General features: G+C 66.0%; 24 protein-coding genes. 10 read left to right on the top strand and 14 right to left on the bottom strand.

The window, feature by feature from the left end; all coding sequences use genetic code 11:
• Positions 1-23 precede the first annotated feature (23 nt).
• Positions 24-1,706, bottom strand: a complete 1,683-nt coding sequence (locus CXY76_RS13435) for a glycoside hydrolase family 32 protein (RefSeq protein ID WP_233199838.1) — start codon at positions 1,704-1,706, stop codon at positions 24-26.
• 83 nt (positions 1,707-1,789) lie between these two features.
• On the bottom strand, positions 1,790-3,385 hold the full coding sequence (locus tag CXY76_RS13430; protein ID WP_104165299.1) for a glycoside hydrolase family 68 protein: 1,596 nt from the start codon (positions 3,383-3,385) through the stop codon (positions 1,790-1,792).
• Between the two features lie 252 nt (positions 3,386-3,637).
• On the opposite strand from CXY76_RS13430, the gene CXY76_RS13425 reads away from it, so the two are divergent.
• A complete protein-coding gene (locus CXY76_RS13425; protein ID WP_104165296.1) occupies positions 3,638-4,405 on the top strand; it encodes an alpha/beta fold hydrolase in 768 nt (255 codons plus the stop codon).
• Between the two features lie 4 nt (positions 4,406-4,409).
• On the opposite strand, the gene CXY76_RS13420 is transcribed toward CXY76_RS13425, so the two are convergent.
• Genes CXY76_RS13420 through CXY76_RS13410 form a run of 3 tightly spaced genes read right to left on the bottom strand, consistent with a single transcriptional unit; the run spans position 4,410 to position 6,580 of the window.
• Positions 4,410-5,390 carry an SRPBCC family protein gene (locus CXY76_RS13420; RefSeq protein ID WP_104165294.1) on the bottom strand — a complete coding sequence of 327 codons (981 nt, stop codon included), beginning with the start codon at positions 5,388-5,390 and terminating at the stop codon, positions 4,410-4,412.
• Between the two features lie 14 nt (positions 5,391-5,404).
• Complete coding sequence (locus CXY76_RS13415) at positions 5,405-5,758, bottom strand: helix-turn-helix transcriptional regulator (RefSeq protein ID WP_104165291.1); 354 nt, start codon at positions 5,756-5,758, stop codon at positions 5,405-5,407.
• Positions 5,759-5,809: 51 nt separating this feature from the next.
• The gene (locus CXY76_RS13410) at positions 5,810-6,580 is read right to left on the bottom strand and encodes a MerR family transcriptional regulator (RefSeq protein WP_104165289.1); all 771 of its coding nucleotides are present in this window, start codon (positions 6,578-6,580) and stop codon (positions 5,810-5,812) included.
• Between the two features lie 210 nt (positions 6,581-6,790).
• Here CXY76_RS13410 and CXY76_RS13405 point away from each other — a divergent pair, with 210 nt between their 5' ends.
• Positions 6,791-7,375, top strand: coding sequence for a hypothetical protein (locus CXY76_RS13405; RefSeq protein ID WP_104165287.1), 585 nt, complete (start codon positions 6,791-6,793; stop codon positions 7,373-7,375).
• A gap of 41 nt (positions 7,376-7,416) precedes the next feature.
• On the opposite strand, the gene CXY76_RS13400 is transcribed toward CXY76_RS13405, so the two are convergent.
• Together CXY76_RS13400 and CXY76_RS13395 are read right to left on the bottom strand one after the other, a co-directional pair.
• Positions 7,417-8,073, bottom strand: coding sequence for a response regulator (locus CXY76_RS13400; protein ID WP_104165285.1), 657 nt, complete (start codon positions 8,071-8,073; stop codon positions 7,417-7,419).
• Entirely contained in the window at positions 8,073-9,743 is a 1,671-nt protein-coding gene (locus tag CXY76_RS13395; RefSeq protein WP_233199836.1) for a sensor histidine kinase, read from the bottom strand. Before CXY76_RS13395 ends, CXY76_RS13400 begins: the two co-directional genes overlap by 1 nt.
• Before the next feature lie 216 nt (positions 9,744-9,959).
• On the opposite strand from CXY76_RS13395, the gene CXY76_RS13390 reads away from it, so the two are divergent.
• Positions 9,960-11,441, top strand: coding sequence for a CitMHS family transporter (locus tag CXY76_RS13390; RefSeq protein WP_104165545.1), 1,482 nt, complete (start codon positions 9,960-9,962; stop codon positions 11,439-11,441).
• A gap of 30 nt (positions 11,442-11,471) precedes the next feature.
• Here the strand turns inward: CXY76_RS13390 and CXY76_RS13385 are convergent, their stop codons facing one another.
• From CXY76_RS13385 to CXY76_RS13370, 4 genes are all read right to left on the bottom strand, one after another.
• A complete protein-coding gene (locus CXY76_RS13385) occupies positions 11,472-12,413 on the bottom strand; it encodes a patatin-like phospholipase family protein (RefSeq protein WP_233199835.1) in 942 nt (313 codons plus the stop codon).
• Between the two features lie 58 nt (positions 12,414-12,471).
• A complete protein-coding gene (locus CXY76_RS13380) occupies positions 12,472-13,509 on the bottom strand; it encodes an alpha/beta fold hydrolase (RefSeq protein WP_104165283.1) in 1,038 nt (345 codons plus the stop codon).
• Between the two features lie 365 nt (positions 13,510-13,874).
• Positions 13,875-14,390 (bottom strand): hypothetical protein, encoded by a 516-nt coding sequence (locus CXY76_RS19425; RefSeq protein ID WP_158253905.1) that lies wholly within the window; start codon positions 14,388-14,390, stop codon positions 13,875-13,877.
• A gap of 85 nt (positions 14,391-14,475) precedes the next feature.
• Positions 14,476-15,120: an isochorismatase family protein gene (locus CXY76_RS13370; protein ID WP_369826151.1), complete on the bottom strand. Its 645-nt coding sequence runs from the start codon at positions 15,118-15,120 to the stop codon at positions 14,476-14,478.
• Positions 15,121-15,240: 120 nt separating this feature from the next.
• Between CXY76_RS13370 and CXY76_RS13365 the strand changes: the two genes are divergently transcribed.
• A complete protein-coding gene (locus CXY76_RS13365; RefSeq protein WP_199190303.1) occupies positions 15,241-16,188 on the top strand; it encodes a GlxA family transcriptional regulator in 948 nt (315 codons plus the stop codon).
• 34 nt (positions 16,189-16,222) lie between these two features.
• Here the strand turns inward: CXY76_RS13365 and CXY76_RS13360 are convergent, their stop codons facing one another.
• Complete coding sequence (locus CXY76_RS13360) at positions 16,223-16,603, bottom strand: helix-turn-helix domain-containing protein (protein WP_104165279.1); 381 nt, start codon at positions 16,601-16,603, stop codon at positions 16,223-16,225.
• A gap of 76 nt (positions 16,604-16,679) precedes the next feature.
• Here CXY76_RS13360 and CXY76_RS13355 point away from each other — a divergent pair, with 76 nt between their 5' ends.
• Positions 16,680-17,081 (top strand): nuclear transport factor 2 family protein, encoded by a 402-nt coding sequence (locus CXY76_RS13355; protein ID WP_104165277.1) that lies wholly within the window; start codon positions 16,680-16,682, stop codon positions 17,079-17,081.
• Between the two features lie 130 nt (positions 17,082-17,211).
• On the opposite strand, the gene CXY76_RS13350 is transcribed toward CXY76_RS13355, so the two are convergent.
• Positions 17,212-17,787 carry an ABATE domain-containing protein gene (locus CXY76_RS13350; protein ID WP_104165275.1) on the bottom strand — a complete coding sequence of 192 codons (576 nt, stop codon included), beginning with the start codon at positions 17,785-17,787 and terminating at the stop codon, positions 17,212-17,214.
• A gap of 96 nt (positions 17,788-17,883) precedes the next feature.
• Here CXY76_RS13350 and CXY76_RS13345 point away from each other — a divergent pair, with 96 nt between their 5' ends.
• A complete protein-coding gene (locus tag CXY76_RS13345) occupies positions 17,884-19,008 on the top strand; it encodes an LLM class flavin-dependent oxidoreductase (protein WP_104165272.1) in 1,125 nt (374 codons plus the stop codon).
• A gap of 133 nt (positions 19,009-19,141) precedes the next feature.
• Here CXY76_RS13345 and CXY76_RS13340 read toward each other — a convergent pair whose 3' ends face one another.
• Positions 19,142-20,044: a helix-turn-helix transcriptional regulator gene (locus CXY76_RS13340; protein WP_104165270.1), complete on the bottom strand. Its 903-nt coding sequence runs from the start codon at positions 20,042-20,044 to the stop codon at positions 19,142-19,144.
• A 154-nt stretch (positions 20,045-20,198) separates the two neighbouring features.
• Here CXY76_RS13340 and CXY76_RS13335 point away from each other — a divergent pair, with 154 nt between their 5' ends.
• The 4 genes from CXY76_RS13335 to CXY76_RS13320 all read left to right on the top strand — a co-directional run bounded on the left by CXY76_RS13335 (position 20,199) and on the right by CXY76_RS13320 (position 22,438).
• On the top strand, positions 20,199-20,855 hold the full coding sequence (locus CXY76_RS13335) for an NAD(P)-binding oxidoreductase (protein WP_104165268.1): 657 nt from the start codon (positions 20,199-20,201) through the stop codon (positions 20,853-20,855).
• Positions 20,856-20,890: 35 nt separating this feature from the next.
• A complete protein-coding gene (locus tag CXY76_RS13330; RefSeq protein ID WP_104165266.1) occupies positions 20,891-21,292 on the top strand; it encodes a RidA family protein in 402 nt (133 codons plus the stop codon).
• Between the two features lie 77 nt (positions 21,293-21,369).
• Positions 21,370-22,113 (top strand): SDR family oxidoreductase, encoded by a 744-nt coding sequence (locus tag CXY76_RS13325; protein WP_104165264.1) that lies wholly within the window; start codon positions 21,370-21,372, stop codon positions 22,111-22,113.
• Positions 22,114-22,117: 4 nt separating this feature from the next.
• Positions 22,118-22,438: a putative quinol monooxygenase gene (locus tag CXY76_RS13320; RefSeq protein ID WP_158253904.1), complete on the top strand. Its 321-nt coding sequence runs from the start codon at positions 22,118-22,120 to the stop codon at positions 22,436-22,438.
• Positions 22,439-22,444 lie beyond the last annotated feature (6 nt).

The following is a 22,444-nucleotide window of genomic DNA, read 5'->3' as shown; positions in this document are numbered from 1 at the left end:
CGCATCCCCCCGACCGCGTTGCCTCAGTCCGAGGCGGACGCCCGCACGACCGGCGCCACACGCAGCGGGGTGATCGTCCCGCCGATGACCTCGACGGGGCCGCGGGGAGCGTCCACACGCAGCTGCCGCTCGCTGGGCGAGCCGTAGGTCGCCATGGTGAGGCTGGCCGCGCCGGCGCCCGCGAAAACTTCGATCGAAGCGACGTCTACGACAATGTCCAGCTGCACGCGGCCGTCGCTTTCGGGTACGGGTGCTGTGCGCACGGCGCGGTATTCCGCGGGCATCTCCGAGGCGATGGCATCGGCATCGCGCGCGACGAACGCGACCTGAGTATCGAAGTCGTACCCGACCGTCGCGAAACGGCCGTCACCGTCGAGCACCTTCACCTGCACCTCGCCGGTCCCATCCGCGCTCGCGACGTCAAGTCTCAGTCGGTACGCATCGGATGCGGGCGCCGCGAGTTCCGTCTCACTCCCGGCATCGAGGTGCACGTCGTCGATGCGCTCGGGGTCGCCCTCGAGCGTTCGCAGCTCGTCCGCCGGCGTCGAGTACAGCTGTGCGCTGTCGCCCTCCGCGCCGAGCCGGATGCTGCGCACGACGGAGTTGGACCCGCCGTGCCAGTCCTCGGTCGGGAAACGGTCGGCGTAGGCCCAGTTGTTCATCCACGCGATGCTGTAGCGCGAGTCCAGGCGCTCTTCTGCCGGCAGCCGGGTGTCGTCCCACGTGACGGCGGCGTAGTAGTCCGCGCCGTGGTCGAGCCACCGGTGGCCCGATCCGTCGGCGGTGAAGCGCTCGCCGTCCCACTCCCCTACCCAGTACGCCGTACCGGTGGTCTTGCCCTCGGCGGCGCCGTTCGCGCCGGCGAGTAGCACCCAGCGCACATCGTTCGGGTCTCCGTCGACCGCCATCGGAAAGAGATCCGGGCATTCCAGCACGCCGAGACCTGTCGTGACGAAGTCGGATGCGAAGGTCCACTCGCGCAAATTCGGCGAGGTGTAGAAGCCGATGCGATCATGCTCGGCAAGGGCCATCACCCAGTGGCCGGCGCCTTCGTCCCAGAACACCCGCGGGTCACGCCAATCGGCAACGCCCGGGTTCTCCATGACGGGATTGCCCTCATAGGACTCGAACGAGTACCCGCCATCGGTCGAGGCGAACAGTGACTGACGCTGCACGCCGTCGACTTGCTGGGTCACCAGGGCGACGACCGCGCCCGCCCCGAAACCGGCGGTGTTGTCGGTGTCAACGACGGCGGTGCCTGTCCAGATGTCGCCGAGCCCGTTGGCGTACTTATCGATCGCAACGCCCTGGTCTTCCCAATGCACGAGGTCGGTCGAGGTCGAGTGGTACCACGCGGTGCCGTTCCCGTCGGGGTAGTCGGCGTTGTAGAGGTAGTAGTAGTGCCACACTCCGTCGAGGAAGATCGGCTTCTGCGGGTCGTTCATCCAGTCCTTCTCCGGAGTGAAGTGCACCGCCGGGCGCTGCGGTGACCAGTCGGCCGGGCGCTCGTACGGATTGGATGCCGCCGGCGGGGTCGCGGTCGGGTCCGGCGCCGGGTCAGCGTCGCTCCCCCGCACAAGTGTGAGGATCACCGCCGTGGCGACCGCCGCAAAGGCGACCGCGACGAGGGCGGCGATGACGCGCGTGCGGGTCCGCGGCCGGCGCCGGACGACGACGACCGGGTTGGGGGCATCCTGATCGATCACGTGGAGAGTCCTTCGGTAGGGCGACGCAGGTGGGAGCCCCGGAACGAGGGTGTTCCGGGGCTCCCACTGCAGGGCGGATCGGATCAGCGCAGCGGCTTTTCCTTGCCACCCGGGTTGATGTTGATGTTCGCCGGCACATCGGCCCAGCCGCCGAGCCCGCCGGCGCCGTATGAGTAGTCGACACTCGTCGTGTCGCCGGTGATGTCCATCTTCACCGTGGGGGCGAGGGTGCCGCCGCGGACGAAGTCATCGGACGTGCCGATGGTGTCTATGAACGACTGCACGAGGCCGCCGGGCATCACGTAGTGCGAGTAGGCCTGGAATGCGCCCGGGTGCTGGTCGGCGTTCGGCGTGAAGGGCTTGCCCTGCGGGTAATTCAGGTTGGTCGGGTTGCCCAGCGCCAGCCCCGAACCGCCGTTGAGCGGCTGGAAGTCCGACCGGATGCCGTCACCGACGAATCCGTAGACGCCCTCCGGTCCGTCGATTCCCTGTGCGAAGGTGCCGCGGTGGGAGATCGTGAACAGGTACGCCTTGCCGTCCTTGAAAATGAACTGCGGGCGCTCGGTCTGGTCGGTGACGCAGTTGGCCGACAGGATCGGCGGGAGGAACTCCCACTCGGTCAGGTCGTCGTTCGTCGCCTTCGCGAGACCGATGTTGCCGATCTGGTACGTCGCACCCGAGGCGTTGACCTCTTCCGCCGTCTCAGCGAACGGGTCGCCTGGCGCGTAGCCCAGGTCTTCGTCAGTGCAATATGCTTCCTCGCGCGGCATGGCGGAGTTGCCTTCGAAGACCATGTAGGTCTCGCCCGGGTGGGCGGGGTCTTCGAACGTGAACGGGTCGCGGAAGTTGTAGGACCCGTTCTGGGCGCCGGTCTGGTAGTACTCGCCGTCGGCCTCCAGGAGGTTTTGGACCTTGTCGAAACCGGTCAGCTTCACGTCCTTGCCGGTGACGTGCACCTTGCCGATACTCAGCGCGAGACGCGGGTCGTACGGCTTGACGTCGTTGCCCTCCGCGTCGCGGTAGAACGCGACATCTGTGAAGAACAGCTTGACCTCGCCGCCCTTGAACACGCGGGCCGAGCCCGACCACTGGGTCTGGTGGCTGAACGACTTGTCCGCGAAGATCTCGCCGGTCACGCCTTCGTCGAAGACGAGGCCGCCGTACGTCCAGCCGCCGTTCTCGGGGCGCTCGTCTGCGGGCACGCCCGCCGGCCGGTGGAAGTAGCCGATCTTCGCGAACTGGTGGCGCTCGTCGAAGCCGAGGCTGCGGTCCGCGACCAGGGAGAAGATGATCTCCTGGCCCTTGATCGAGTACTGGTTGCCGTCTTCGTCGGTCAGCGGCCAGGTGTCCCACACCCACACCTGCTCGTTCGACATGTCGGGGAAGTCCTGGGGCACCTCGGGCATGGTCAGCGATGCCGGCATCGAGTTCTCACGCGAGGGCGTCGCGGGGTCGGACAGGCGCTGCAGCTGGCGCGCGTCCGCACGGGTCCACTTGGCCGTGAAGTCGTCCTCGGGGCTATAGGCATCCTGGGTGTGGACAGTGGGCTCGGGGCCGTCCGGCAGGTCGGGCAGCGCCACAGCGGCGGAAGGCAGGCCGAGCATCGCGGCGGCCGTCAGGGCGGCCGCCGATCCCGCGGTGACCAAGGCGCGCCGGGCGCGCTTCTGGGGAGAGTGCATGTTCGATTGCTCCTTGAAGTGAATGATGCAAATCGATTTGCATTCGTTACATGGTTGCACGCCCGCTCGAATAAAGCATATTTATTCCGTTGACTGACCCGGGGACCGCGGGCGGTCCCGGTTTGCGCTCCCGTGATGCCCCCTTGGAACGGCAACGACTCCCGGCTATCGTGCTTCCAGCGTCTGGCCCAGCACAGGACGTGACCCCAAACACATGACGTCGCCACCGCGACCCTACGGATTGGAAGTCAGATGCCAGAGAGCAGCAAACCAACCATTGTCCTTGTTCACGGCGCCTGGGCCGACGCGTCCAGCTGGAATGCAGTGAGCGCACCCCTTCAGGCCGAGGGATTCACGGTCTTGGCCCCGCCCAATGAGTTGCGTGGACTGACCTCGGATGCGGCCTACATCGCATCCTTTCTCGCCCAGCGCACCAGCGGCCCGGTGGTGCTCGTCGGGCACTCGTACGGCGGCGCGGTGATCACCAACGCCGCCGCGCACGGAGGTGACGTGCGGGCGCTCGTCTACGTCGATGCCTTCATTCCCGACGAGGGTGAGACCGTTGTCCAAATCCTCGACGGTTCGGGCTCCGCGCTCGCGGTCGCCGACCCGACGACGGTTTTCGATGTCGCGGGCTATCCGGGTGCCCCGGAAGGTGCGGCAGAGGCGTTTCTCAAGCCCGAAACCGTGCACAACGCCTTTGCTCAAGACCTCCCCGAAGCGGATCGGTGGACGATAGTGGCCACGCAGCGCCCGGCCTCGTTCGTCGCCAACGTGACCCCGTCGGGACCTCCGGCGTGGAAGACGATCCCCAGCTGGGCGGTGCTGGGCACCGACGACAGGGTGATTCCGATCGGCACCCAACGCCGGATGGCGGAGCGTGCCAATGCGACGATCACCGAGGTCGATGCATCACACGTCTCGATGGTTTCGCATCCGGAGGCCACTCTCGCCGCGATTCACGCAGCGGTAGAGACCAGCGTGGCCCCGGCCGGAGTTGAAGCCGGCCGGGCACGCTAGCCTGCTAGGCCAGCGTCGGCTGCAACAGCCCCTCGAGACGCTGGTAACTCGTCTCCATGCCGTCGGTCATGCCGGTGGCCAGCACCGCGTCGCGTTGCTCGGCGTTCGCGTAGGTGACGACGAGGGAGAGCAGGGTTCCGCCCTCGACATCGGTGAGGGTCAGCTCGTTGAGCGTTGCCGGGAAGTCCATCCCGATCATCGCCTCGGTGGTGACCGACCGGTGCGGCTCCTCCACCTCGAGCAGTTCGCCGGTGAAGCCGAATCGCTCGTCGCCACCATCCCGCTGCCACTCATAGCGGTAGCTGTCGCCCACGGCGGTCGCGATCTCGCAGACGGGCATGGACCAGCCGTCCGGTCCGAGCAACCACCGCTTCATGAGGGCGGCATCGTTGTGGGCGCGCCACACCTGCTCGACGGTGCCGCGGATGACCCGGGCCACGCGCACCTGGGTGTCGCTGAGGATGTGCGCCTCCGCCCCGCGGTCCGTGGCGAATGATGCCAGGTCGGCCAGCACCTGATCGATCTGAGCCATTGCCTCACGGGCACCTTCGAGCATGCCCATCTCAAGGAGCTGCTGCATCTGCTCGAGTGAGTCGAAATGCGATGTCGTCTTCAGGCGGCTACCGTCGTTCGTCTCCTCGAACGCGAAGTCCATCCGGGTGGCCGGGAGGTCGGTGTTCGGCGCACCCGCTGCATCCGAGAACCTGTCGACCACTTCGAAGGAGTGGGGAGCGTCGGCTGAGGTCCAGTCCCAGCAGCCGTAGTGCGTGTCTCCCTCTGGTCCGGTCATGGCGTACACACTGCGTCCGCCAGTCAGGGCGTCGTGCCGGAGGAACGTTGCCGGATAGGTCGGCGGACCCCAGAACCGCTCGATCTGGCGCGGGTCGGTGTACGCATCCCAGAGCCGGCGGAGTGGCGCCGCGAAGTCGGCGACGATCGTGATGGTGAGCTGGTCGAGGTCTTTCTCGACAGAGGTGACGGGCATGATGTTCCCTTCGGTTAGGTGTCGGGTGGAGCCGGATCGTCTTCAGCGAGCAGGACGTCGAGGCGGTCGATGCGCGATCGCCAGATTTCTTCGAAGCGGTCCAGGAGGCGCTGCGCCTCGCGGATGCGATCGGGGTTTCCCCGCACCATCCGCTCACGACCACGTGGTTCTTTGGTCACGAGCCCGGCCTCCTCCAAAACTGCGACGTGTTTCTGGACTGCCGCGAACGACATGTCGTAGGAATCCGCCAACTGCGATACCGAGACATCGGCGACCAGCGTGCGCCGCACGACATCCCGCCGCGTCGCGTCCGCGAGAGCACGGAAGAGGCGGTTGACGTCCTGATCGGAAAACTCTAATACAACCATTTGATTGTATGATATTCGACGAAAACGAATCGCGCAAGCAATCGGACCTGCTTAGAGGTTGCGGTCGGCGTACACCGCCATCGCGTCGCGCACGAAAGTCGCGCCCTCGAGCCCGCCGTAGTTCTTTGCGAGGCGTTCGTCAGCGACGTACGTCGCACCCATCCACATGAAGTATTCCTTCGTCGGGTGCCCATCGGGCGTCCGCGGAGTGCCGGGGATGCCGTCCAGCCAGGCGAAGTGGCGCTGCGCGAGCGCCTGGGCTTCATCGGAGTCGGTAGCGACCTCTTTCTGAGCAGCGGCGACCCAGTCGGCACCGAGTTCGGCTGCCGCGATGAGAAAGTCATCCTTCTGGTCTTGCGACAGCGACTGGTACCACGAATCACTCTGCGTGTAGGCGTCCGTGCCCCAGAGCCGCTCGACCTCATCCTTGTATTCGGTGTGGTCGAAGCCGTCGAACATCTTCTCAGCCATCGGTTTCTCTCCTCTTTCCAGTTTTGTGACGGTGCGCTCGATGCTGGCCATTTGCCTGCCGAGTCGCTGCTGTTCGTGAGCCAGCCACTCGAGGTGCGAACGCAGCGCAGCGATGTCGTCGCGCTGCCCGGCCAGCACGTCGCCGATGTCGGGAAGGCCGAGTCCGAGCTGGCGCAGCAGTAGCACCCGTTGCAGTCGCACCAGGGCGTCGGCGTCGTAGTAGCGGTATCCGTTGTCGCCGATCCGGCTCGGCGTCACGAGGCCTATGGCGTGGTAGTGACGCAGCGTGCGTCGTGTAGTGCCGGCCAGCCGTGCGATTTCCTGAATGCTCCACTCGTTTTCTGGGCTCATCCCGTCCCCTTCCACGATCGACGGTATGGGGTGACGTTACGTCCACGTCAACCGGATGCGCCAATATTTCTGGATCTCCTTCACGGCTGCCGATATCGGGGCGATACCGGCCGATCGACGGCGATATCCCTCTGATAGCAGCAGGTCCTTCACTGATTAGGTAGCCATCGCGCTGCATGAAGAGCTGATCCGAAACGAAAGGACGCACTGATGAACGAGTCAACATTCCCGACGAAGGGCCGCGAGCTTGACCCGACAGCGCTCGATGCGATGGGCAGGGAGCCCCCGGGGGCGCTCGAGACCAAACCAGGAGATCCAAACCCGGGGCGGGTCCGACGCATCCTGCCATGGGTCATCGCCGCGGTTGCGGTGCTGGTGGCAGCGATCGCCACCGGTGTCCTCGTCGTCAACGAGTCGAGCGAGCCCCGGCCGGTTGCACAACTCACTGCGCAGTCCGATCCCACCCCGGCAGCCGTTCCAATCGACAAGGAAGTCGCCCAGGAGTGGGGCGTGACAAACGCCCACTTCGTCTCGTACGGCTCGTACGGCGCGGCGGAGATATGGAGCACGACAACGCCGGGAGCAAAACGGTGCCTCGCGGTCGTCGTCGAGGATCACACCTGGATGTTCCGCTGCACACCACCGACTTTCGACACCATTGCCGAGATCGACATCGACCCCGTCCTGGTCCCACCCGCGCCGACCGGTGAGCCGGCGGCAAACGTGCAGTTTGTCCTCCACGACGATGTCGTCGACGTGTACCTGGCACCGAATCCTGAGGGCGGGTTCTACTAAGCCGGGACACCGGCGGTGACTTCCGCTAGGCCACGCGACGGTCAGCGTCGGACGCTGTACTGGTGCTCCGGGCGGCCTGTCGATCCGTAGCGGAGGGTCACTTCCACATCGCCGCGGGTCGCCAGAGCGGCGAGGTGCCTTTGCGCCGTCGCGCGAGACAGACCGGCGCGGCCGGCGATCACGCTGGAGGACGATTCACCGTCTTGGAGCATTTCGATGATCAGCTTCTCGGTCGTGGACCGCGACGCGGATGCGACGCCACCGTCCCGACCGTGCAGCACCCGCTGGGCCCGTTCGATGGTGTCCTGGTCGAGTAGGCGGTCTTCTGCGGCCAGGTTGCGGAACCGGCGATAGGCATCCAGCCGCTCATTCAGCCGCGCGGGTTCGAACGGTTTGATGAGGTAGTCCAACGCGCCTGCGCGGAACGCACGGCGCACGGTGGCGCCATCCGACGCCGCGCTGATCATTACCGCGTCAACGTCGATCTCGGCGACGAGGGCGATCCCGTCGCCGTCGGGAAGGTAGACATCGCAGAGGACCAGGTCGGGGCGAAAATCGCGCATCGCCGCGCGGGCGGCGCGCACGCCCCGAACCGGCTCAAGGGCGGTGTAGCCGGGGCGCGCCGCAACAATGTCGCGGTGGAGGCCACCGACGTGGAAGTCGTCGTCGACGACGAGCACGTGAATTGTATCGGGCATCAGTCTTCTCCTTGTGGTGGGCGGGTCGGCGCCCGCATGACCCCGGGCAGTCGGGCGCAGAACACGGCACCGCTTCCGTCGCGACCGCCGGCGTCGGCAAGCCACACCTCTCCGCCGAGGCGCGCGGCGATGTCGCGGACCAGCGGCAGACCGATGCCCCGCCCATGTACAGCGTCCGGGTCGAGGTCGGTTCTCGGCACATCGCTGAACACCAGAGCCCCGGCCGCCACGCCCTGCCCGGAATCGGACACTGTCATGACGAGTGTGTCGGCGTCGTCGAGCAGTTCCACGTCTACCCACCGCGGCTGGTGACCGTACACAGCCGCGCTCACCGCGTTGTCCACGAGGTTGGCGAGCACCGTGGCCACATCCTCGGGCGCAGAGACGACTCCCCGCACCAACGAGTCCGCGCCCACGGCCAGGTGAACGCCACGTTCCCCGGCCTGCGCGGCCTTTGCTTCCAGAAGCGACACCAGGAACGGCTCGGTCAGGTGCTCACCGGCGGATGGGCCGCCGGCGGTGTGTGACGCCTCCAGCACGTCGTCGAGGTAGTCCCGTGCGTCGGGCATCCGGCCCGCATCCATCAGGCCGGCCGTCACGTGCAGGCGGTTCGCGAACTCGTGGCGCTGCACCCGAAGGGCATCCGTTGTTGACGCCACGGTTGCCAGGCGATCCGTGAGGGTCACGATGTCGGTACGGTCGCGGATCACCGCGATCAGGCCCAGGTCCCGATTCGCGCGCGACACCGGGTGGGTGTCGATGTAGACCACATGGTCGGCGAGCACGACCGGTTCGGCCGCATCCGGTCCGCGTGCACCCGTCGAGAGCAGCTTCCGTTCCCCGGCCAGGGCCGCGATCACCGGCCCGGGCAGCGCGAGGTCGTGGATGCGGCGTCCGACCAGGTCGGGGATGCCGAGCAATCGAGCGGCCGTTGTGTTGGCGACGGTCACGACGTCGTCCGGTCCGTAAGCGAGCACCCCTTCCCCGACGCCATCGAGCACCGCCGCCTGGTTCTGTACCAGCGCGGACAGCTCCTCGGGCTGCAGGCCGAGGGTGAGGTGCTCGAGGCGGCGGCGGAGGACGAACGACACGACAGCGCCGAGTGCGAGGGCAACGACGGCGGCCAACGCGACGCCCCCGAGTAGCAGGGGAAGCTCCTTGAAAACACTGCTGGGAGCGAACCCGACGCTCACCTCACCGGTCGGTTCATCGGTGATGGGGTCGCGGACGGGGACTTTGGCGCGAGCGGACTCACCGAGGGTGCCCGATTCCCACGACACCGTCTCGCGTCCGGCCAGAGCGTCGGCGAAGCCGGTGCTGACCTCCGCTCCGAGCAGTTGCGGATCGGGGTGCGCGAGTCGGATGCCGTGATCGTCGGTGATCACGATGAACAGCGCGCCGGTGTTGGCCTCCGCCGCCGCCGCCAGAACGGAGAGCGGTCCGCCGCGGAGGCTGGCGTTCGTCGGCGTACCGCTGTCGGCGGACGCGCGGGCGACATCGGCGCGCACGTCGGAGTCGGCGGCGACCGTGCGTGCGATCGACAACGCGGAGGTCTCGGCCTCGGCCCGGAGCTGTTGCACGCCGATGGAGACGAACACACCGGTGCAGATCGCGACGATGACGGTCACGCAGGCGAGCTGCCACAACAGCATCTGCGTCGAGAACCGCATCTTCGCCTCCTTGCGACGCATCGAGCACAATGCGCAGAACTAACGATATGCGCAATACGTGCAGCAAAGCGAGTTAGGGCGCGTGGCGCCGGCGGCCTGCCTAAGCTTCACACTCATCGTCATACGCTTCGGCAATGACCGCCGAGTGGGATTCGCCCGACTCGGCCGCACAATTCAGACAAAGGAGTCGATGTGCTCGTCATCCTCGGATTCACCATGATCCTGACCTTCATGGTGCTCATCATGACCAGGCGGCTCACGCCGATGGTCGCCCTCATCATCGTCCCGACGATCTTCGGCCTCTTTGCCGGCGCCGGTCTGGGTCTCGGTGACATGATCATCGAGTCGATCGGGGATCTGGCCCCGACGGCGGCGCTGCTCATGTTCGCGATCATGTTCTTCGGCATCATGATCGATGTCGGGCTGTTCGATCCCCTTATCCGGTTCATCACCCGCTTCCTCGGCAATGACCCGGCCAAGGTCGTTCTGGGCACGGCGATCCTGGCCGGCGCGGTGTCGCTCGACGGCGACGGGTCGACGACCTTCATCATCACCACCTCGGCGATGCTGCCGATCTACCTGCGGATGGGCATGAGCCCGGTGGTGCTCACCTGCGTGGCGGGGCTGATGAACGGCACACTCAACATCGTGCCGTGGGGTGGCCCCACCGTGCGGGCCGCCTCGGCGCTTGGCGTTTCGCCGACCGACATCTTCGTGCCGATGCTGCCCTCGCTGGCGACGGGCCTCATCATCGCGCTGTCGTTCGCCTGGTTCCTCGGGCTGAGCGAGCGCAAGCGCATCGGCTCACTCGAGTACTCCCCCGCCGCTATGACGGATGCCGCACCGACGGCGGGGCCGGGTTTCTGGCGCGGGCTCTTCGGCGGCAACCGCATCGTGCGCGGCACGGACGTGCGGCCGGGAGCAGCTGCCACGCTCTCAACCACCGGCATCCTCACGGTGCGCCCGGGCCAGCGGATGCCGGCCGGGCACACGGCCCTGGCCGAGCAGAAGGTGCTCGAAGAGGACGAGCGCGACACGGCGATGGCCGACACCATGCTCAGCGCGGATCGGCCGACGCTGCGGCCCAAGCTGATCTGGGTGAACTTCGCGCTGACCGTGGCCGTCATGGTGCTGCTCGTGCTCGATGTCATGCCACTGGCCTACATCTTCATGGTCGGCACGGGCGTGGCCCTCATGATCAACTTTCCGAAGCTGCGCAGCCAGGCCGACGAGATCGTCGCGCACGCTCCCAGCATCGTCGGTGTCGTCTCGATGGTGCTCGCCGCCGGTGTTCTGGTGGGTGTGCTGAACGGTACCGGCATGGTCACGGCCATGGCCGACTGGGTCGTTCAGGTGGTGCCGGCCTCGATGGGTGAGTACCTGGCGGTCATCACCGGAGTGCTCTCCATTCCGATGACGTTCTTCATGTCCAACGACGCGTTCTACTTCGGCATCCTCCCCGTGCTCGCCGAGAGCGCCGCGACCTACGGCATCGACCCGGTGGAGATGGCCCGCGCCTCGATCATCGGTCAGCCCGTTCACCTGCAGAGCCCGCTGGTGCCGGCCATCCTGCTGCTCGTCTCGCTCGCAAACGTGAACCTCGGCGACCACCACAAGAAGGTGCTCTGGCGAGCATGCGTGGTCTCGCTGGTGATGCTGCTCGTCGGCGTGCTTGTCGGCGCCGTCCCGTTCGGCTAGCGCGATTCCCTGCGATAGGGGCTCCCAGCGTCAGCGCCAGAACTCGGGGAACTGGGCGGCGAAGGCCGAGCCTTGGCCGTAACCGGCGCGGGCGGCGGGCGGGCGCAGCGACAGGTCCATCGCGTTGGCGCCGAACAGGTGTTCGGCGCTTAGGGGCGGGAAGATCGTCTCTACTCTGCTGCCGCCGGCGCGAAGGTTCTCGACCTGGGTGGCGAGGTGCAGGCCCCAGTCCGCCGGGGTGCGTGTTCTGCCGCCGAATGGTGACAACACCAGCACCCGCGCATATCCGGCGGCCAGATCGGCGTTGTCGGCGTTGGTCCGGTAGCCGCCGTCGATGTAGCGGCGGCTACCGATGCCGTAGGCGAAACCGCTGGCGCAGCTCGCGGCAACAGCATCCGCCAGGTCGACCCCGCTGTGGCGGTCGAACACGACCGGTGCCCCGGTGTCGGCGTCGACGGCGGTGAGGAGCAGCGGTCGGTCTGGCCAGCGCTGGTTGGACAACCGGGAGGCGACCGTCGCGCGCCACCGGGTTTGCCCGGACTCACCCGACACGGCAGCCAGGTCGAGCGCTGCCGCACCCATTCGGCGTCGCATGTCGGCCGCATCAACGGATGCGGCGATGATCCGGTCGGTGCGCTCCAGGTGGTCACCTACCGGCCGCGTCGGTCGGCGCCCAGCGGCGGGTGAGGCCGGGCCCGACCGGAGCTGGGGTGCGGCCGAAATGACGTCGGCCAGCTGGTGAGCCGGGCTCGCGCCAGTGATCTGGGCGGCGGCCGTCGCTCCGGCAGATGTCCCGACGATGAGGTCGGCCCCGGTCACATCCGTGCCGGCCTCGACCAGGCCGGCGATCACGCCGATCAGCCAGGCGTTGCCGGTCGAACCGCCTCCGCCCAGAACCAGCGCGGTTCGGGTGGGAGGCTCCGGGGTCAGGTGGGCCGTGCCGTGCGGGTCGAACTGAGATGAGTTGGTCATGGTCGTAGCTTTCTGGGAGGTCGTGCGGCGCTCCCGGTGGGCGGGGCCGCCGTCGCAGTCAGCGCTCGTGGGTCAGCGCCCAGGCTGCCGCGGCGGCGCGCGACGGGACACCGAGCTTGGTGCGCGCGTTGGCGATGTGCCGGTGCACGGTGTGGGAGCTGAGGAACAACCGGTCGGCGATTTGAGCATCGGTAAGTCCCTGGGCGACCAGCATCAGCACCTCGCGCTCACGGACCGTGAGAGCAACCGTGGTGTGCGGCTCGACCGGCGCGTGAGGCGGCAGCCCGTCAAGGAACCGATCGATCGCATCGACCACGGCGAGACTATCTCCCAACCACGGGAAGTGGTCGTCGCCGTCAAGTGCCACGAATGTCGCGCCGGGCACGGTGTCGGCCACCTCGCGGCCCAGTGCGAACGGGATGGCACGGTCGTCGTGCCGATGCAGCACCAGGGTCGGTACGCGCACGCGCACGAGGTAGCCGGCCGAGTCCATCTCGTACACCGCGCGCAGGGCCCTCGAGGCCGTCTCCCGTGACGCGGACCGGCGCTGGAACCGGGCAAATTCCGTGCGCTCTCCGGCTGTCGCGTTCGGAAGGAACACATCGGCCAGGACGCGCGCCCCGAGCCCCCACTGATTTTCGACGATCGACGCCATCAGCTCCCGCGCGGCAGGAGGGGCGATGTCCGCACCGCGTGGATAGCTGCCGTACAGCACGAGCCGGTCCACACGCTCGGGATGCTCGGCGGCGTAGGCCGACGCCACCGCCGATCCCGACGACGCCCCCATCAGCGAGACGCGAGGATACTCGATCGCTTCGAGGAAACCGGCCAGGATCACCAACTCCTCACCGAGGCTTACCGGAGGCGGCCCGTCCCGATCGGACAGGCCCGTGCCGGGGCGGTCGTAGCGGATGACGGTGTGCCGGCGAGCCAGGGCACGCACAAACCTCTGGAACGCCGGATCTTCCCAGTTCAGCGCCAGGTGGCTGGCCCACCAGCCCCCGATCACGAGCGGCGAACCCGCACCGGCGGAACTCCATGCCACGGTGCGGTCTCCGACCTGCGCGTGCCGCACAACCTGGTGTTCCGCCGTCATATCCGGATTCTAAGAAGCGGCCGCGAGATGTCAAGCACAGGCGTCTCATCATCCGTGTCACCGGACCCGCAGCCCGGGCGCCGGTGCTATGGCCCGTTCGGGCCACGCCGAGTTGGCCGTTTCCGGCGATGAGCAGAGCGGGCCTGTCGCTGTTGGCTAGCGGTATGAAAACAATGACAAGCACCCTGCGTATCGACGCTCGCCTCAATGGCCCACCCCGCAGCGCCAACGGCGGATTCGCCTGCGGCACAATCGCTCAGCCTCTGGGCGGCACGGCGAGCGTCCGACTCATCCGTCCGATCCCCCTTGAGACGCCATTGGAGGTGGAAGTGGATGTCAACGGGGACTTCGGCCAGGTGGTCGACTCACACCGCCGCCTCGTTGCCGAGGTCCGACAGGTAGATCCGTTCACGATGATCCCTCCCGTCAGGCCAGGGTTCGGTGCCGCCGAGGCGGCCCGTGCCGCAAGTCCACTCCACGGTGCCCACCACCTGCTGTCCAACTGCGTGGTGTGCGGGCCCGAGCGTCGCGACGGTCTGCATGTCACGCCCGGACCGCTGGCTGACCGCAGCGACGTTCTCGCTGCCCCGTTCGTGCCACTCGAGCGGGACGCCACCGACGGAGTCGTGCATCCCGCAGCCATTTGGGGCGCTCTCGACTGTCCCAGCTACCCGGCGACGTCCTTGCGCGACGGCCGGATCGGACTTCTCGGCACGCTGGCAGCACACCGGAACCGCGACGTGTTCCTCGGTGAACGACTCGTGGCGGTCGGGTGGACGGCGGAGCACCACGGTCGATCGACTCAAACGGCCAGTGCGCTCCTCGATGAGAGCGGCGAAGTGGTCGCGTCCGCTCGTGCCGTGTGGATCGAGCTCAGGCATCAAGGTTGGGTGCGGCTGGCGGGCCGATTAAGCCACTTCTTCCGAATGTCCCAGCCCTAGCCACATTCGGCGCATTTACGTGAACTCACTGCTCGGCCGCCCGCTGGGCGCCGAGGACGGCGGAACTTCCGAGGTCGTCCATCGCCAGCGCGGAACCGTCAGCGACAGCATCGGCCCAGGTTTCCGTGGTGGCGACCGCGGCGAAGTTCGAGTGCAACAGTGCCATGAGGGTCGTGTGCACGGTCTTCGCGTCGGCGAAGCCCGCATCGTTGGCGATGTTGATGGATCCGGTCGCGTCCGAGAGCACCTCGGCGGTCAGCCCGTGGGTCTCGGACTCGGCGGCCGAGGCGATGATGCAGTTGTTGGTCATGTAGCCCACGAGGGTGATCGTGTCGACCTCGTGCGCCCGCAGCCATTCGAGAACATCCGTGCCGGCGAAGACCGTGCCGAACTGCTTCGTCACGGACTTCCACTCGGGGCTCTGGCGCTTCGCGATCTCGGGATGCAGCGCGAAGCCGGCCATCGTCGGGTTGAAGACAGGTGCGTCGTCTCCGGAGGTGTGCTGGATGACAGCGATCGGAATTCCTGCGGAGGTCGCTGCGTCGATGGCCGCGGTGATCTTCGGCAACGAGTCAGTGTGAGCCGGGTACTGGATCTCCAGCGGTCCGCTGAAGTACTCCTGCTGCACGTCAACGATGATCAGTGCGCGACGGGGTGTGTTCACAGTCATAAGGTCCAGACGTTCGGGCAGCGTCAACTGCGTGTCCTCCATGATCACCTGCTGCGCCCCTGCGCGCCATTGGCTCAAATGACGCAATACGATGGATTTAGGCCAACGGTTGGAGGATTCGTGAAGATCGCCATTTATGCGTTCGACGGCGTGACGATGTTCCATCTGTCGACGCCTCAACTCGTCTTTGACGAGGTCACCCGGCGGGGACTCGCAGAGTGGACGACGGTGCTGTTCTCCGATCGCGCCGGCTCCATCCGCACCGCCGAGGGCTATCAACTGAGCGGGATCAGTGGGGCGGGGACCGCAGCGGACGCAGACGTTGTGGTCGTACCGTCGTGGGCAGATGACGGGCGGGACTTGAGCCCGGTTCTGCGCCGAGCACTGCATGCAGCGCATGATCGTGGAGCGGTCGTTGTCGGGCTCTGCCTGGGAGCGATTGCCGTTGCCGACGCCGGGCTGCTCAGCGGCCGATCCGCGGTGACGCATTGGCAGGCGGTAGACGACCTCGCCGCTCGGCACCCCGACGTGACGGTCAACGCCTCGGCGCTGTACGTCGATCTCGGCGACGTGCTCACCTCAGCCGGCACCGCATCCGGCCTGGACGCCTGCCTCCATTTCGTTCGCTCGCGCCTTGGTATGGACGCGGCCAACAGGGTTGCCCGCTCACTCGTCGTTGCGCCTCACCGCGAGGGCGGGCAAGCCCAGTACATCGAGCGCCCCGTCGCCCAACGCGTCACCAATGATCCGATCGCGCAGGCCGCCGAATGGGCACTTGAGCATCTCAATGGTGACCTCGGAGTCGATCAGCTTGCAGCAGCGGCTCACATGAGCCGTCGGTCCTTTGTGCGGGCGTTCCGCGCGTCGACCGGAGCCACTCCAGCCGCATGGGTGCGCTCACGGCGCCTCGACGAGGCGCGGCGACTGCTCGAAACGACCAGCCTCTCCATCGACCACGTCTCGGAGTCGTGCGGCTTCGGCAACACCGTTACGCTCCGACAGAATTTCCTCACGGCGTTTGGGTGCACACCGTCCAACTACCGGCGCCGCTTCGACGCCCGCTCCTGACGGGCGGGGCCAGGCGGCGCCGCAAGCAAAGATGTCACACGCTCGCGGGCCTCCGGTCGAAGGCGTCCCTGGCATCAAGCACTTCTTCAATGTGCTGCTCGGCCCAGAGGCCCAACGCGGTCAGCGGTTCCCTCAAGGTGCGCCCCAGAGCAGTGAGTTCGTATTCCACTCGAGGAGGCATCTCGTCGTAGGCGGTCCTGGTGAGAACCCCGTCCCGCTCCAGGTCGCGAAGGGTGCCCGCAAGCACCTTGCCGCTGATTCCCTCGACCGTCTGGCGAATGGTCCCGAACCGGGCCGGACCGTCACTCAGCGATATGACGATCATCGCGGTCCACTTGTTTGCGATCTTGGCCAACGAGGTCCGGGATGGACAGGACGCCAACATCACGTTCCAGACCGGGGTTGCGTTTGACATTCATCTCCATAGTTACCTTGAGGTAACAAGTTACCTTCTGAAACCATGGTCACACATACCCACAAAGGAGACAAAAATGACCGAACCCACCCCCGCACTGGTTGCTGAGACCTACTTCGCTGCCCTCGGCCGTGGTGACATCCCCACGGTGATGGCCCAGTTCAGCGACAACGTGCTGTGGCACCAGCCCGGCGCCAACCAGTTTTCAGGAGACCACCTCGGCGTAGCCGGGGTCGGCGCCCTGCTCGGCGGGATGATGGAAGCCAGCGCGGGGAGCTTCCAACTCGTTGTCACCGGACCAGCCATGGTCAATGGCGAGATGGTCGCAGTGCCGGTCCGGTTCACCGGAAACCGCGCGGACGCGACGATGGACATGGCCGGCATCGACCTACTGACCGTTCGTGACGGCAAGATCGTCGAAGTGCGTCTCTTCTCCGAGGACGGCCACGCCGAGGACTTCTTCTGGGGACTGAAGTAGTCAAGTGCCTGCGCACTAGACGGCAACGAAGCATCTCAGCCGGCACGGCGGATCCTGGGCGTGCACCTGCGCGTCGAAGTCCCGGCGGGCAGGAGCCGCGCCCGAGCACCCCGAACGGATGGGTGAGTTCCTAGTCCCGTTTCCGGGCATAGGCGCGGTTCGCCCGCTGCCTGGCGCCGCAGCGTTCCGAGCACCACTGCCGCCTTGCGTGCGTTCGAACCATGAACCGATCACACGGTGCGGATGCGCACTGCGCGATGCGGTGCGCATCCGTGCCAGTCAACAACGCGGCGGCATCTTCGGCGATTTGGGCCATGGCGTGATCGACGAGCTGGGTCGTTGGGTGGCTCGGAACCCGGAGCAGCCCTTCGTCGGGGTCGTATCGCAGCAACGCCGCGCTGGGCACTGCGGTCAGCGCGCGATTGATGCCGCTCAATGAGTCGGCATTCGGCGCGACGCCTTCGGTGCGCGACTCCAGCGCGTTCCGCAGGTTCGCTCTCAGGTCCGTGAGTCGAAGTTGGCAATAGGCCAACAATCCAGTGTCAGCCGGTGCGAGGGCGTGCATGACGAGCCACGCGGTGGCGCTTTCCGGACTGTTGAGCTCATCGACCCTCTGCCCGCCCGGGAGCGTGACGATGCTGTTGGCCAACGCCAAGCACGGATGCTCGGCGGTGCCCGGAGCGAGGGGCAATGGAACCTTTGTCATAGCACTCACGGTATCAGTTGCATTTTGACGTGATAAGCCCATACAGTGGCTCGTCACGTCAAAACCAATATTATTCCGTGACAAGTTAGGCATTACATGAACAATCCGAGCCCTTCCGGCACCGCCCCCTTCGTTCTGTCGATACTCGACAATGCATTCACCGGGGTTGGCCACCCGGTAGAGGAAACCTTCCACGAGATGATCTCGCTCGCGCAGCTGGCCGACCGGCGCGGTTACCAGCGGTTCTGGATGTCCGAACATCATGCAATGCCCGGTGCCGCCATCCCGTCCCCGCAGCTGATGGTGGCTCGGCTCACCGGCGAGACCGAGCGCATCAGGCTCGGCGTGGGCGGGATCATGCTGCCCAACCACGTGCCCCTGGTGGTCGCCGAACAAATCGGCATGCTCGACGCGCTGGCTCCAGGACGGATCGATCTCGGCCTCGGTCGGGCTCCGGGCACCGACGGAGCAACCGCTGCGGCCCTGCGCCGTCACCACACGGCGAACGACGAATTCCCCGAGCAAATCGACGAACTGCTCGGATTCCTGGGCAATGACTTTCCGCAGGATCACCCCTATCGTGATGTGCCCGCCGTGCCGGGCCCGTGGCAGGCGGAGCAGAACCGGGTCCCACGATCGGAGACCAGCGCTGATATCTGGATTCTGGGATCGTCGACCTACTCCGCGCACGTTGCCGCCCGGCTCGGTCGGCCCTATGCCTTCGCTCTGCAGTTCGGAAGCGCCGACATCCTGAATGCCCTGCGGATCTACCGCGAGAACTTTCAGCCGTCTTCGTTCCTCGCGGAGCCATACAGCCTGGTCAGCATCGGGGCGATTGCTGATGAGAATCCCGCCGAGGCGCGGCGCCAGTCGACGTCCACCGCCATGGCAATGCTGAGAGTGTTCCAGCGCAAGCCCTTCGCGCTGCTTCCTCCCGAGGAAGTGGAGGCCTTCCGGGCCGACGTGCACGAGCGACAGGTCATCGAGGAATACACCGATCGGACCCTGCATGGAACCGCCGCCCAGGTGGCCGCGGGCCTGGAGGAGCTACAGGCACAAACCGGTGTCGACGAGGTGATGCTGGTTGTCACGGGCTACTCGCGCCGCGCCCAGGCGCAGACAGTGGAACTGATCGCAGACCACTACGGCATGCCTGCTCTTCCGCTGCACCCTGACCACGATCGCGGTGGGGACACTGTGGATCTTGCACGCCGTCTTTGACGTCAGTCACAAAGACGAACTAGTCCAAGATCTTCAGCGACCTGCACTCGGGGCGTGCCGCTTTGACCTGGCGCGACGGAGCCCGAGGCGCGCAGATCGACGATCTGCTAACAGCAAGCACTTGGACACCGAGCTACTTCTGCGAAGAGGCCGATCGGTTCGCATCCATCGATGAAAGGTCGGCCGTCGGGGATGCCCATTGACTGAGCTTGCGCAGCGCTTGGTCGGCCGGCGATCCCGGATTTGCAGTGTAAACGTGCAGCATCTGACCGGAGGTGGCCGGAAGAGGGAGGGCTTCGTAGTCGAGATCAAGACGGCCGGTCACCGGATGATAGAAGGACTTCCGGCCGTAGGTGCATTCGAAGACATGGTGGTCGTTCCAGGCCTGACGGAATTCAGCGCTCTTGAGCGACAGCATCCCGACAATCGCCGCAAGCTGGGGATCATCTGGCGCCGACGCCGCATCCAGCCGCAGAATGGCCGCATTGTCTGCGGCGACTGCCGGCCAGTTGACGTAGCGCGTGCGCGCTTCGGGATCAAGGAACGTCCATACGGTCAGATTTCTCTGTGCGACCGGGCGAGCATCCGCATCGAAGAGCAGAGCTCGCGCGAGATCGTTCATGGCGAGGATGGCGGTGCCGCGTCCCAGGATAAAAGCAGGCGAGTTGTCGAACGCGTCCAGCAGGCGACGGGCACCCGGCCTGACTCGCTGCGGATGCTGGACCGAAGCGGCGGGTGCGATGGCCTGCGGTTCAACCAGCGCGAACAGATAATCGCGCTCCGTGTCATTCAGTTGCAATGCGTTGGCGACGGCTGCGAGTACCGAGCGAGACGCTTGCTTGGTTCTGCCCTGCTCGAGCTTGGCGTAGTAATCGGCGCTGACGCCCGCGAGCCGGGCGACTTCTTCGCGTCTGAGACCCGGAACTCGTCGACTATGCGCGGGAAGCTCCACCGGGACGCTCAGGCCGACCTGTTCTGGTGACACTCGCGCCCTCGACGTTCGCAGGAAATCTCCCAGCTCCGCATTACGAGTCATCCCACTATTCTGCTCCCCCGCCCGGCAGCGCGTCGTGCCCTGGGTAGTTCTCTGCGTCCTAGGCAGCAGAGGGCGCGCTTGGGCGGAAGCACAGACCACATAAGGCGGTTTAGTCATTAGGTGGCACCGAGCCACGTCGACAAGAGAGGCGATCATGCGAGTATTCCAAATCGGCGCGGCCGGAAACGTCGGCCGTCGACTATCCGTCTTGCTGAGCCAGCGCGGCGACGACATCACCGGCATGCACCGCTCCCCAGGGCAGGCGGAGGTGATCTTGGCTGCAGGTGCCAAGCCCGTGCGCGGCGATCTCATCTCTGACTCCGTTCAGGACCTCGCCGCGCAGATGGCAGGGCACGATGCGGTGGTCTTCTCAGCCGGAGCCCACGGCGCAGGGCAGTCGATGACCACTCAGATCGATGGCCTGGGATTGGAGAAGGCGGTCGATGCGGCACGATCCGCGGGCATTTCACGCTTCGTTCTCGTCTCGGCTTTTCCCGAGTCCGAGCGGGCACAGGGCCTCGGGGACGATTTCGAACACTACATGCGAACGAAAAAGACCGCAGATGTGTACCTTGCCTCATCCGGTCTCGACTGGGTCATCGTGCGCCCCGGGCTGTTGACCGATGGCCCCGGCGACGGTCTTGTCTCCGCGGGGATGGCCGTCGAGTACGGCGAAGTCAGCCGCGTCCACGTGGCCATGTTCATCGAAGCTGCTCTGCATGAACCCGAGTTGAATCACATCATCGTCGAGCTCACCGATGGTCCCGAACCGCTCGAACAGGCCGTCGCGCGCCTCGTCTCGGCTTGCTGACCACTACCCGTTTCACCCCAACGAAAGGCACCACCATGACCACGATCGATACCTACAGCCACAACGTGTCGGGAGAGAAGGAATTCGGATTCGCCCAGGCCATCAAAGCCGGCGACACCATCTACATCTCCGGTCAGCTTTCCCATGACGACCAGGGCGAATTCCTGTTCGCCGACGATCTCGGCAGCCAATTCCACCAGGTCTGGGCGAACCTCAACAAGGTGCTTGCCCACTTCGGCGCGTCGCGCAACCAGATCGTTCAGGACGGCGTTTTCGTCGTGAACCTGCCAGACAACGCCGCCGCCGTGGCCGCAGCCCACTTGGCGTATTTCGGCGACCACCGCCCCACGAGCACCACCGTCGGCGTGAATGCCCTGTTCTTCCCGGGCCAGCTGCTGGAGATCAACTTCATCGTTGACACCCGCCTGCCCGCCTGAGCGCCATCCGGCCGGCGCCCAGACAGCCGCCACCACCACCCATCGACTTCGGCCACACCGCCAGAAAAGCGCAAGCAATGAACCATCTCAAGAACAAGACCGTCATCGTCACCGGGGCCTCCTCCGGCATCGGCGCCGCCACTGCAACAGCTCTCGCCCGTCAGGGCGCACACGTGGTCCTCGCGGCCCGAAGCCAGGAGCGCCTTGACGCGGTCGTCGAGCAGATCGTCAGAGATGGCGGGACAGCGATTGCCCGCGTTTCGGACGTCACCGATCGCAACGACGCAGCAGCACTCGCCCGCTTCCCGAAAGACACGTATGGCTCGGTCGACATTCTCGTGAACAACGCCGGCCTGATGCTGTTCTCGTACTGGTCCGATCTCGCCGTGGACGATTGGGAGGCGATGATCGACACGAACATCAAGGGTTACCTCTACTCGATCGCCGGCGTCTTGCCGATCATGCTCGAGCAGGGCGCCGGCCAGATCCTCAATATGGACTCGGTCGCCGGGCACCAAGTCGACCCGGCCGCGGGCGTCTACAGCTCCACGAAGTTCTTCGTGCAGGCTATGACCGAATCCATGCGCAAAGACCTCGGAGTCAACCACAACATCCGGGTGAACACCGTCAGTCCCGGCGTCATCGACACCGGCTGGGCAGACAAGGTGAACGACCTGGAAGGCCGCAGAACCGCGAAGAAACTCAACGAAATCGCCATCGCCTCCGATGACGTCGCCAACGCGGTGGTCTACGCCCTCAACCAACCCGAGAATGTCACCGTCAACGACCTCATCATCTCGCCCACTAAGCAGAACTGGTAGACCCATGACAGCCACCTCACCCCCAGAATCCGGTCGGCTCCGTGTCGTCGCTGAAGCAACCGTCCTCGACGGCCGGGCCGACGATCTCCTCCCTCTGATGGCGGACCTGGCCTCCGCGACGCGAGCCGAAGTCGGCAACATCTCCTACGTCGTCCACCGCGATACAACCGAGCCCACCCGCTTCGTCTTCATCGAGGAATGGGCGAACCAAGCAGCGTTTGACGGGCATCTCCGTTCCTCGCATTTCGCCCGTTACCTCACCGCCAGCGAACCGCTGCTGCTGGAACCGCCCCGGATCCTCGTCGCCGCACCGCTCCCCCTCTAATACCAA

It is taken from the genome of Cryobacterium sp. N22, from assembly GCF_002929555.1.
Classification (GTDB): Bacteria; Actinomycetota; Actinomycetes; order Actinomycetales; family Microbacteriaceae; genus Cryobacterium.
Note: the sequence above shows the minus strand (reverse complement) of the source record. Positions and strands in the feature narration are given on the sequence as shown.